The 10857-nt window shown below is 54.9% G+C and carries 11 protein-coding genes and 2 pseudogenes; 4 read left to right on the forward strand and 9 right to left on the reverse strand.

The window, feature by feature from the left end; genetic code table 11:
* Positions 1 to 62: 62 nt before the first annotated feature.
* Both minD and minE read left to right on the forward strand, forming a co-directional pair.
* The gene (minD, locus tag FQ179_RS17190; RefSeq protein WP_149398548.1) at positions 63 to 878 is read left to right on the forward strand and encodes a septum site-determining protein MinD; all 816 of its coding nucleotides are present in this window, start codon (positions 63 to 65) and stop codon (positions 876 to 878) included.
* A 2-nt stretch (positions 879 to 880) separates the two neighbouring features.
* Positions 881 to 1138 carry a cell division topological specificity factor MinE gene (gene minE, locus FQ179_RS17195; RefSeq protein WP_149398549.1) on the forward strand — a complete coding sequence of 86 codons (258 nt, stop codon included), beginning with the start codon at positions 881 to 883 and terminating at the stop codon, positions 1136 to 1138.
* Between the two features lie 152 nt (positions 1139 to 1290).
* On the opposite strand, the pseudogene FQ179_RS22790 reads toward minE, so the two are convergent.
* The 4 genes and pseudogenes from FQ179_RS22790 to FQ179_RS17210 form a co-directional block, all read right to left on the reverse strand.
* Positions 1291 to 1419, reverse strand: a pseudogene (locus tag FQ179_RS22790) (type II toxin-antitoxin system RelE/ParE family toxin); the annotation flags it as partial.
* Positions 1420 to 1614: 195 nt separating this feature from the next.
* A complete protein-coding gene (locus FQ179_RS17200) occupies positions 1615 to 2334 on the reverse strand; it encodes an RraA family protein (RefSeq protein WP_149398550.1) in 720 nt (239 codons plus the stop codon).
* Positions 2335 to 2386: 52 nt separating this feature from the next.
* Positions 2387 to 3103, reverse strand: a complete 717-nt coding sequence (locus FQ179_RS17205) for a PIG-L deacetylase family protein (protein ID WP_149398551.1) — start codon at positions 3101 to 3103, stop codon at positions 2387 to 2389.
* A 105-nt stretch (positions 3104 to 3208) separates the two neighbouring features.
* Positions 3209 to 4180 (reverse strand): tripartite tricarboxylate transporter substrate binding protein, encoded by a 972-nt coding sequence (locus FQ179_RS17210; RefSeq protein ID WP_149398552.1) that lies wholly within the window; start codon positions 4178 to 4180, stop codon positions 3209 to 3211.
* Between the two features lie 106 nt (positions 4181 to 4286).
* Here FQ179_RS17210 and FQ179_RS17215 point away from each other — a divergent pair, with 106 nt between their 5' ends.
* Positions 4287 to 5189 carry a LysR family transcriptional regulator gene (locus FQ179_RS17215; RefSeq protein WP_149398553.1) on the forward strand — a complete coding sequence of 301 codons (903 nt, stop codon included), beginning with the start codon at positions 4287 to 4289 and terminating at the stop codon, positions 5187 to 5189.
* Between the two features lie 136 nt (positions 5190 to 5325).
* Here FQ179_RS17215 and FQ179_RS17220 read toward each other — a convergent pair whose 3' ends face one another.
* From FQ179_RS17220 to ettA, 3 genes are all read right to left on the reverse strand, one after another.
* Positions 5326 to 5553, reverse strand: a complete 228-nt coding sequence (locus FQ179_RS17220) for a glycine zipper 2TM domain-containing protein (protein WP_149398554.1) — start codon at positions 5551 to 5553, stop codon at positions 5326 to 5328.
* A gap of 114 nt (positions 5554 to 5667) precedes the next feature.
* Positions 5668 to 6210 (reverse strand): isochorismatase family protein, encoded by a 543-nt coding sequence (locus tag FQ179_RS17225; RefSeq protein ID WP_149398555.1) that lies wholly within the window; start codon positions 6208 to 6210, stop codon positions 5668 to 5670.
* A 198-nt stretch (positions 6211 to 6408) separates the two neighbouring features.
* Positions 6409 to 8082, reverse strand: coding sequence for an energy-dependent translational throttle protein EttA (gene ettA / locus FQ179_RS17230; RefSeq protein WP_149398556.1), 1674 nt, complete (start codon positions 8080 to 8082; stop codon positions 6409 to 6411).
* Between the two features lie 135 nt (positions 8083 to 8217).
* On the opposite strand from ettA, the gene FQ179_RS17235 reads away from it, so the two are divergent.
* Positions 8218 to 8748, forward strand: coding sequence for a hypothetical protein (locus FQ179_RS17235; RefSeq protein WP_149398557.1), 531 nt, complete (start codon positions 8218 to 8220; stop codon positions 8746 to 8748).
* A gap of 96 nt (positions 8749 to 8844) precedes the next feature.
* Here FQ179_RS17235 and FQ179_RS17240 read toward each other — a convergent pair whose 3' ends face one another.
* Together FQ179_RS17240 and FQ179_RS22795 are read right to left on the reverse strand one after the other, a co-directional pair.
* Positions 8845 to 9525 carry an aminotransferase class IV gene (locus FQ179_RS17240; protein WP_149398558.1) on the reverse strand — a complete coding sequence of 227 codons (681 nt, stop codon included), beginning with the start codon at positions 9523 to 9525 and terminating at the stop codon, positions 8845 to 8847.
* Positions 9526 to 10010: 485 nt separating this feature from the next.
* Positions 10011 to 10781: pseudogene (locus FQ179_RS22795) on the reverse strand (chorismate-binding protein); the annotation flags it as partial.
* Positions 10782 to 10857 lie beyond the last annotated feature (76 nt).

Below are 10857 nucleotides of genomic sequence, written 5' to 3' on the forward strand. Positions count from 1 at the left end.
ATCGTCTAGGTTATGCATTACGATTACGTGATTTATCTAAACCAATAAGGAACTCTACCGTCATGGCGCGAATTGTTGTGGTGACTTCCGGAAAAGGCGGGGTGGGCAAAACAACCACCAGCGCAAGTTTTTCTGCAGGGTTGGCTATGCGTGGCCACAAAACCGTGGTCATTGACTTTGACGTCGGCCTGCGCAATCTCGACCTCATCATGGGTTGCGAGCGGCGTGTCGTGTACGACTTCGTCAACGTTATTCAGGGTGAGGCAACGCTTAACCAGGCACTGATCCGCGACAAACAGCTTGAAAATCTGTTTATCCTGCCTGCGTCACAAACGCGAGACAAAGATGCACTCACCAAGGAGGGCGTTGAAAAAGCCCTCAAAGAGCTTGGCGAAATGGGCTTCGAGTTCATTGTCTGCGACTCGCCCGCCGGTATCGAAACCGGTGCACTCATGGCTTCTTATTTTGCTGATGATGCACTGGTCGTAACCAACCCCGAAGTATCATCGGTGCGCGACTCTGACCGTATTCTGGGAATACTGGCCGCCAAGTCACGTCGCGCCGAAAAGGGCGACGAACCCATCAAAGAATTCCTTCTGCTTACGCGCTATAACGCCAAACGCGTTGCCGAGGGTGAAATGCTGTCACTGAAAGACATTGAAGACATCCTGCGCATCAAACTGCTCGGCGTCATTCCCGAGTCTGAATCTGTGCTGCAGGCGTCCAATCAGGGCATTCCCGCCATCCATCTGCGCGAGAGCGAAGTGGCCTTGGCCTACCAGGATGCCATTTCGCGCTATCTGGGCGAAGAAAAGCCCATGCGCTACATTGAGTACGCAAAACCCGGGCTGTTCAAGCGCCTGTTCGGGGGGAAATAAGTATGTCTTTGCTAGATTTTTTTCGCGGCCAAAAGAAGACCTCCGCCAGCGTCGCCCGTGACCGTCTTCAACTCATCTTGATCAATGAGCGGGGTGATGGCATCACGCCTGACTATCTTCCAAGGCTTCAGAAAGAACTGGTCGAAGTCATCTCGCGCTATGTAAAGATCAACCCGGACGATATCAAGGTCAACCTCGACCGGCAAGATTCCCTCGAGATTCTCGAGGTAAAGATAGAGATGCCCCAGCTCGAACGATAGCCGTGCCAATGGTGGGGCCAGCCTGCTCTACCCTCAATCAAAATGCCCGCGCAAGCGGGCATTTTGTTTTTATGGTGACTTTGGCACCGAATTGAACCTGTCTGCGCTAACGCTCATCACAGCGCGTAGCCACAACATACCTCCAATAAAACGCCTAGGCCCACAACAAGCAGACCCTCTTCCAGTTCATAAACTGCCTTGCACAAAGCGGCATCGGGCGGTTTCTCGCCCGCCTGCCACCGTGCAGAGCTCTGACGCATCAGGGCATTTATATCTCGCATTTCTTTAAAAGATACCCGAAACGGATACGCTTTGCGAGTCTATTAGTTATGTCAGGAGTGTGCCCTTGTGTTCGCCTTGCAACGATAGGCTATCAGCCATAGCCGAGAACCAGTCCGCTTAACGATCAGCTCGCCAAACAGAGCCAAATGGAGATTGCAGCGTTCGTGCACACCCAGTACGGTGCCATCCTGACCTCAGTGCCTCGCACTGTCACGCGAGCCGGAAAACTCAGAAACCAAAGCCTTAAGGCTACCCTGTTGCGACAATGCACCAACGTCTTTCAGCGCACCCTCAAGCCAGCCATACACCAGGCGGCCTTCATCAATATCTTGACGTCGCTGCGCTTCAGCTGCAATTTTCAGGGATGCCAATGACAATATCTGATCGAGACCTTCCCTTGGTGAAGCCACTACGCCATCATCATCGCCCAGAATCAGATCGCCCGGCGTGATCGACACGCCTCCGAGAGAGACTGGATAGCCGATACGGCCCGCTAACCCGCGAGTAGGCCCATTGGGGCTGCTTCCACACGCAAAAACCGGCAAGTCACCCACCCTGAGCTCGGCCACATCGCGCACCGCACCATCGATCACCACCCCGGCGATTCCAGCGGCTTGAGCGTGAGCACACATAAGCTCGCCCATCAATGCACTAGTCATGCAACCCTTGCCGTCTATGACGAGCACGTCACCGGCTTGCGCAAGCACGAGCGCAGCATGAATCATCAGGTTATCACCCGGCCTGACCTCGACGGTTAAAGCCGGGCCGCAGAGTCGGGAGCCAGGCACCATCGTTCTGATTCGACCATCCAGCGCGCCTCGACGCCCGGACACGTCTGAAATAATTGAGGCAGGTATGCCTGCTGCAACAGCTACCTGCGCCGAGGTCACTCTTTGGTAATTATGATTAATCACGCTTTGCTCCTTGAGCGGGGTGCAGACACCACGTTAATGTACAAGCATGCCTTCACAGCAGGTCGTCCGTCACGCGCGGGTAGACACACTGATACGCCTCCGCATATTTTATTTTTCTGCCAGAATTACGAGCTGCCTGTACACCACGCTGCAAGGCAACGCGCGTGTAATACTCCCACAGATGCTCCTGCGCACCCATGATCTGGAAGGCAGCGTACTTTCTTTCCCAAACTGAAGAAATATCAAGAAGGGTTTCAGGCTTCCATTCGCACTGCTCGGGTTGATGAGGTTCAAATAAAAACACGGGAGGGGCGCCAAGAATCGTTTCCCCAGGGTTGTGACCGTGCGCCTGCGCAATAATTCTGGCTTCCAGCGCAAGATGATTGGCCAAAGGATGATCAAAATTATAGGGATCCTTGAATGAATGTGTCAGGACAAATTCTGGCTGCAAGCTGCGATAAACATCAACAATCTTGAACAACATGTCGTCTGAGACGCGCAAAGGATAGTCACCGCAATCCATAAATGAAATCGTCGCACCCAGTATGTCTGCCGCCTGCTGTGACTCTTTCTGGCGCAAGTGCTTTGCGTGTTTCAGGGTCATGCCCTGCTGTTTCCATAGCTTGGCCGACTCGCCGCGTTCGCCATAAGACAGACACAAAACATGCACATTCCAGCCACGCTCTGCATACAGAGCAATCGTCCCACCGGCGCGCCAGACAAAATCGGCAGAGTGGGCACTGATAATCAACGCATTTTTTTTACTCATTTTCGTGACCTGCAACTTCGAGAGAAAGAAGGTATTCGGCGCGGCACAACCTCCCGGGAACGCGCCCGGGAAGTCGAACCCGTCATACGCTAAGTTGGCCTATATTCAGTTGGCCTTTATATTGGCCGCCTTGATCACTGAAGCGAGTTCAGCGGTTTCTTTGCCGAGAAAATCTTTGAAATCAACGGGCGTACCGGGCAATGGGCTGGCGCCGAGCCTAGCCAGACTGTCCTTAACCTCTTTATCGTCCAGCGCCGCATTTAGCGCCTGATTCAGCCGGGTCACCACGGCCTCTGGCGTCCCCGCTGGCGTCACAATGCCCCACCATACGGTGGCATTGAGATCAGGAAAACCTAACGCCTGCGCGGTTTTAAGATCGGGCAACAAAGGCGTCCCTTTTTCATTGAGCACAGCCAACGCGCGCAACGTACCTGCCTGTATGTGCGAAACTACCTCAAGCGGGTTAATGGACATGAAATCAAGCCGACCGCCCAAAAGATCTGTGATGGCTGGCGCACCGCCCTTATAGGGCACATGCAATGCCTGAAAATGCCCGGCACGCAACAGGAGTTCGCTCGCCATATGGCCTGAACTACCCACCCCGGCCGTACCAAATGTCAGTGCGCCCTTATGTTGCTGGCCATAAGTCACAAGGTCTTTCAATGTCTTGAGTTTGGAATCGGCTTTTACCACGACAACTAAAGGAGCCTCACCTATTTTGCCTACCGGCGTAAAGTCAGCGGCAGGGTCAAATGTGAGATCCGAATACAGTGCCTTGTTGGTGGTAAAGGTATTGGATGCGGTATAAAGTGTATAGCCATCCGGTTTCGCACGGGCAACGTAGGCCATGCCGATATTGGTCGCTGCACCCGGACGATTATCAACAATTATCGGTTGGCCCAGCTCTTGCGCCATTTTCTTGGTGACCAGCCGCGTCACGATATCGACACCACCACCCGGCGAATACGGAACCACGATATTAATAGGCTGATCAGGAAAATCAGCAGCCAGAGCAGAACCCATAGCCAGAACACTGCCCATCAACAGAATCGCTGTACGCGATAGTAAGGTTTTCATTATGTTGTCTCCAGTAATTGACTTATGACGAGAACATTCTGGCCGACCGCAGTTATATGGTCCAATACTAATTGGCTCTCACATTAATACGAAAATCGACTAAGAGATGGATTTCAGGCAGCTCAATTACTTTGTCGCCGTCGCCCAAGAGCTCAGCTTCAGCAGAGCTGCCGAGCGGCTGCATATCAGTCAGCCCCCTCTGAGCCAGCAAATCAAACTGCTCGAGGAAGACCTGGGCGTCCAGTTATTCGACCGTACAAGACGTTCAGTCAAACTTACCGTCGCGGGAGAATTATTTCTGGAGAGGTCAACAGCAATCCTGGAGCAGTTTGCTGAGGCTCGTGAGCAGTGCACACTAACACTGGATGGGCGGGCAGGAAAATTGCGTATCGCGTTCACCGCGTCTGTACCAATTTTCGAACAGTTCCCACGTTTGATTCAATGTTTTCGTAAGGCCTACCCCGCCGTGGAAATGGACCTGCTGCATCTGTCCACTGGGGAACAATTACAGGCGCTTGACGCAGCGCAGATCGATATCGGGTTTCTCAGGCCTTCACTAAACTTTCGCGCACCTCCAGCAATTTTGGTAGAACCGCTCTGGAATGATGAGTTGATGCTGGCGATGGCCAGCGACCATAATTTTTCGGATCCCACGCTGGAAATTCGCATGGTCGACCTTGCCCATGAAGACTTCATTCTGTTCCCGCAAGCGCTAGGCTGCGGTCTATTCGACCACATCACAACGCTTACGACACTGGCGGGATATTCACCGCGCATTGTGCAGCAGGTGCGTGAAAACAGCACGACGCTCGCGCTGGTGGCTGCAGGCCTGGGCATTTCGATCGTGCCCAGCACATACACTGCGTCCAGGCCGCCAGGTGTTATTTTCCGAAAAATTCATAATGCCAAAACAGAGTCTGGCATCGTGCTGGCAACAGCCAGAAACGTCTCAACCCCCGCGCTCGAGCGATTCCTCAGCCACGTCCAACAGTTTCAATCGCAACGGTAGGCAATTTAGCAACACACCACAGTGGGGCTAACGATAAACAAAAACACCCCGCCCGGGAAAGCTCCCGTCGGGGTGTTCAACTATTAACGCATTGCCGACTTTACAACCTGAACAGTCGTACAGACGGCTGCTGTGATCAGCGGTGTTTGCCTACCTGATCACCGATGACGCCACCAATAGCAGCACCACCTACTGTACCCAGTACGCCACCGCCCGTTATAACCGCTCCGGCAACACCGCCCAAACCTGCACCCGTGACAGTGCTTTTCTGACGATGGCTCATGGAATCCCATGAAGAGCAGCCAGCCATAGCGACGGCGAGTATGCCTGTTGCGCTCAGCTTGGCAAGAGTGGTGAATGTCATCTAATACCTCCAATTGCTACGATGATGCTTTTACATTACTCGATGTTTCTCGCATCTCGCAAACTAAAGGTTGATACGCTTGTGAGCGTACGCAACAGTTGTTTCAGACACCACTCACCCGGCTTTGATCAATGCAAGTACCTCACGAAAACGGGGGTGTTCAGGGGTATCCACCCATTCAAACATGGCCATTTCGGCCGTAACTTGTTCAAGACCATGCTGATTCCAGCGGGTGCAAGCCATGGCATGGTCAGCGTTACGCCGCGAACCCGCGCAGTCAGCCACCAGCACAGGCGAGAAACCCTGCCGGGCCAGGCCCAGGCCGGTTTGTAACACGCACACATGGGCCTCAGTGCCAATTAACAACACGCGCGGACGGCGTCGTGGAAACTCGGCAAGAAAATGCTTCTCGCGCGTGCCATCAAAATGAGTCTTATGAATGACATGATCCACGTGCGCCTGCAACAGGGGGCTGGTGGGCCCGATTTTCTGGGCGTAATGCTCGGTGGCAATAACCGGCACATTTAGCAATTTTGCCGCCTGCGCAAGACGCTCGGCACGCTCTACCAAAGGCTGATGATCAGGAATTGCCGGGAGCAGGCCCGTCTGCATATCAACAATTAGCAACACAGAGTTATGGGTACTGAGAATAGGCATGTGTCGACTCCTTGCAGTCGCTCAGGGCTGAGCGCGCTGCCCGTGTAATACACCGCAGGGGGCGGGCGCACCTTAATGGCTGTCTGGTCTGCTAGCGAACTTATGAGGCAAGCGGCGGCGTGTGCCGCTTGCCTCTACTGCATTACTGCATTACTGCATTACTGCTTCATAGCTTTACAGCTTTGCTGTCTTGCTGCGTTACTTAAGCGCCTTGTAGCGCAGGCGACGGGGTTTGGCCCCCTCTTCGCCAAGGCGACGCTTTTTGTCTTCTTCGTACTCTTGGTAGTTACCATCGAAGAAAACGACCTCAGAATCACCTTCAAAGGCCAGTATATGCGTGGCAATGCGATCCAGAAACCATCTGTCGTGGCTGATAACCATGACACAACCGGCAAACTCAAGCAGAGCATCTTCAAGTGCCCTTAACGTTTCAACGTCAAGATCGTTGGAAGGTTCGTCAAGCAACAGCAGATTGCCGCCGGTAATCAATGTTTTGGCCAGATGCAGACGCCCACGCTCACCCCCCGACAGCTTGCCCACAACTTTGTTCTGGTCGCCGCCTTTGAAGTTGAAGCGACCCAGGTAGGCACGCGATGGCATTTCGAAACGGCCAACCGTCAGCAGATCAGCACCATCGGCAATGGTTTCAAACACGGTTTTGTCGTCAGGCAACGAGTCGCGCGACTGATCGACAAACGCAACCTTAACCGTCTGGCCGATTTTTACCGTGCCGGAGTCAGGCTGCTCTTGGCCGGCAATCATGCGAAACAGCGTTGATTTACCGGCGCCGTTAGGGCCGATAATGCCGACAATGGCGCCCGGTGGCACCTTGAAGCTAAGGTTGTCTATAAGCAGACGGTCGCCATAGCCCTTGCTGACGTTCTCAAACTCGACCACCTCATTACCCAACCGCTCGGCCACCGGAATGAAAATTTCCTGGGTTTCGTTGCGTTTCTGGTATTCGTGTGATGAAAGCTCTTCGAACCGCGACAGGCGCGCCTTGGCCTTGGCCTGACGACCCTTGGGGTTTTGTCGCACCCACTCAAGTTCTTTCTGGATCGTGCGCTGGCGTGCGGATTCAGACGCTTCTTCTTGCTTGAGGCGGTCATCTTTCTGTTCGAGCCAGGACGTGTAATTGCCCTTCCAGGGAATGCCGTGGCCGCGGTCAAGTTCGAGTATCCATTCAGCGGCGTTATCGAGAAAATACCGATCGTGAGTAACCGCAACCACAGTGCCAGGAAACTTGCGCAAGAACACTTCAAGCCACTCTACGCTTTCGGCATCAAGGTGGTTGGTGGGTTCGTCGAGCAGAAGCATGTCAGGCTTGGAGAGCAGCAGGCGGCAAAGCGCCACGCGCCGTTTTTCGCCTCCTGACAGCTTGCCTACAATGGCGTCCCAAGGCGCAAGTCGCAATGCGTCGGCAGCAATTTCCATCTGATGCTCGATATCGTCAGCGCCACTGGAGGCCGCCGCCGCAATAACTGCCTCAAGATCAGCCTGCTCGGCAGCAAGCTTGTCAAAATCAGCATCGGGATCGGCATAGGCGGCATACACCTCATCAAGGCGCTTGCGGGCGCTGAACAGCTCGCCCAGACCTTCTTCGACCGACTGACGCACCGTGTGCTCGGGATTGAGCTGCGGCTCCTGGGGCAGATAGCCGATCTTGAGGCCCGCCATAGGAATAGCCTCGCCCTCGATCTCTGTGTCTACACCCGCCATAATCTTGAGCAGCGTCGATTTACCCGAGCCGTTAAGGCCGAGCACGCCGATTTTGGCGCCCGGGAAAAACGACAGTGAAATGTCGCGCAGAATATGCCGCTTTGGGGGCACAATTTTGCCGACGCGATTCATCGTATATACGTATTGAGCCATGACCACCGGAAAAGAAGTAAAGCGTTGAAATGAAAGGCTTGATTGTAGGCGTTATCAGTGGTCACCGCGCTAGAGCAGGCGACCATGCACTAAAATAGCCGATTGTTAACCTTCGGGCCATCCGGGCACGCAATCATGACCGACAGCCAGCTTCCTCCGCTTGTATTTACCTCTGACGAACTCGACCTGCTCGGCAACACTGCCGACGCGCTCTCCGCCTACATGGGCAAACCCGTGCTGGCCGAACTTATGGACGCAGAAGAAACCGGCTTCGAATGGGTAATCTTCGCCGTGCCGCTAGACATCGAAGAAGACCCAGAAGACATTACCGTAGTGCAAATTGGGGGCAAAGGCGCCCGTTTGCTTGGCAACAAGGGCGGCATGGATATCGAAGACGGTGATGTCTACGATTGCGAGTGTCTGTGGGCCATACAGCTTTCAGATCTTGACCCGGTCCGCTTCATCAAAGTCGACCAGTCGGGCGAGGAAGTCGCCTGGACAGACACGCTGGCCGAGATTTTGCCCTTTGTCGTTCAGGACGAAGGCCTGCTGCCCGATGACGATGATGATGACGAACAAGATGATGCCGACGACGACACCGGGCCTGATGACGGCACAGAAGGGGCTGGCCCCTTTGACCCCTACCGCCCGCGCACGCTGCATTAACGCTAAACGCCTCTGCCCCGACGCGATTGCCCTCACGCCCGGGCGTATGGCCTGCGCCAACGCCCGTTCATGTTGATTACAGGCCCTAAGATTGGATCAGTCAAAGTCGATCAAGGCATCCAGCCAACCGCGCAAGGCATTTGAAACGCGCACAGCCCGGGCCTCGATCAGCATCTGGCGGGGCACGAGCGCTTCACGCACTATGCCTTGGTCAAGTAACGCCTGGCGCATCACGCCCGGCAACAGGCCTGCAGAGATGGGCGGCGTTAACCAAACGCCCGCATCATCCTGCACATAGAGGTTGCTGCGGCTGCCTTCGCAAACCTGCCCCTGCTCAGTGCAATACACCACATCAAAGTACTCAGCGTGCGCTGAAAGCCAGGTTTGTGCGGGCTCGTACCAATGACGGCGTGTGGTTTTGTGCACCAGCCAGAACGCATCGGCCAAAAGCGGCTCAGGCGCCAGCTTCAGTTTTACGGGCTCTGGGGTGGGCGGCAAGACCGTACTTTCCAGCGAACACCTGCCGCGATTATTGAGCAGCAGGCGCAGACGAAACGTGCCGTGTGCATCTACATCTGCCAAAGCCTGCTGTATGGCCTGTGTAATCTGTTGGCCATGCCAGGGGTAACCCAATGCCTGGGCTGAGGCTTGCAGCCGGCGCATATGGCCTGCCAGCAGTTCGATTCTGTGGCCCGGCTCAACACGCATGGTTTCGATCAACTGCACTTGGGCGTCGTCTGAGCCATGCCTGGTGGCTATTTTTGTGATCGCTGTCATGATTGACGCTTTGCGTCGGCCCGACTTTCAAAAGACCACTGTGATGATCGCGAAGACATACCCACCTCTGACGGCCTTTGCGTGCCACTTACGGTACTTGGTGGCTGCTCTGCAATGGGCACTTCATCAACAAACCCAGGCGGCGATCCCAAAATACGGGCCTTCCAAAGGCATTCCTGCCACTCCAGCTCAGGTTCGGAGTCATAGACGATACCCCCTCCAACCCCAAACACCCCATGAAAACGCGGCGCGGCGAAATGATGCACACCGCCCAATGACACGTTTTGCGCCGCACGATGGTCTGACTGACTGCCGGGCACTTCTGCGTAATGGCCTTGGCTTGTCTGTCGATCAGGCACTTCTGCATTATGACTTTGGCTTGCCTGTCGATCAGGCAATTCTGCGTTTTGGTCTTGGTCTGCCTGACTGCCAGGTACGTCTGCGCTGTGGCTTTGGTTTGCACGGCTTTTTGTATGGTCTGACAAGCCAGCCTGCCCGTCTTCCGGCGCGTCGCCTTGCATGGTAATGGTGCGTATGGCAACGTTAAGCGAACAGTCACCGTTGGGCGCCAACCAGCCTATGCTGCCGCAATAAATACCGCGCTCTGCCATCTCGCGTTCGCGTATTTTTTTCATGGCGGCAATTTTGGGTGCGCCAGTGATTGAACCGCATGGAAACAGTGCCCGCAACAAGGTCTCTAGCGAAGCATCGGGCGCCTGCGCCGTCACCGTTGACGTCAGTGTCCAGACCGAAGGGTATTGCTCGAGTGTGAACAAAGCGTCAACCTTAACCGTGCCCGGTGTGGCCACGCGGCCCAGGTCATTACGCAACAGATCGACAATCATCAAGTTCTCGGCCCGGTTCTTCTCGCTGTGCAGCAGTTGCTGACCAGACTGATGATCTTGTTCTGGGTCGGCAAAACGCGGGGCGGTGCCCTTCATGGGCCGCACCGTGAGGGTTGATCCGCTGCGTGCAAAAAACAGCTCGGGGGAAAACGACAACAGGGTACGCCCCTCATCTTCAACATAGGCGGCATGCGCGCAGGGATGACGACTGGCAATCTCGCGGTACAGCGTCTGTGGCGACAGGCAGGTTTCAATGGCAATAGGAAACGTGTAGTTGGCCTGATAGATCTCACCGCGGGCGATACTGCCCCGCAACGCCTCGATATGGTCAAGATAACGGCTTCGCGGCATTAACGCCGTCGCTGACAGCAGCGACGCCTGCATGTGCGCTGCAGGCAGCGCAGCCGCCGGAGCTAAAGGCTGAGCTACAGTGTTAGCTGTGGGCTGAGCTGTAACCTGATCCGCAGCCTCTGCAGTGGCCTTTTCA

It is taken from the genome of Pusillimonas sp. ANT_WB101 (assembly GCF_008369125.1).
Classification (GTDB): domain Bacteria; phylum Pseudomonadota; class Gammaproteobacteria; order Burkholderiales; family Burkholderiaceae_B; genus Allopusillimonas.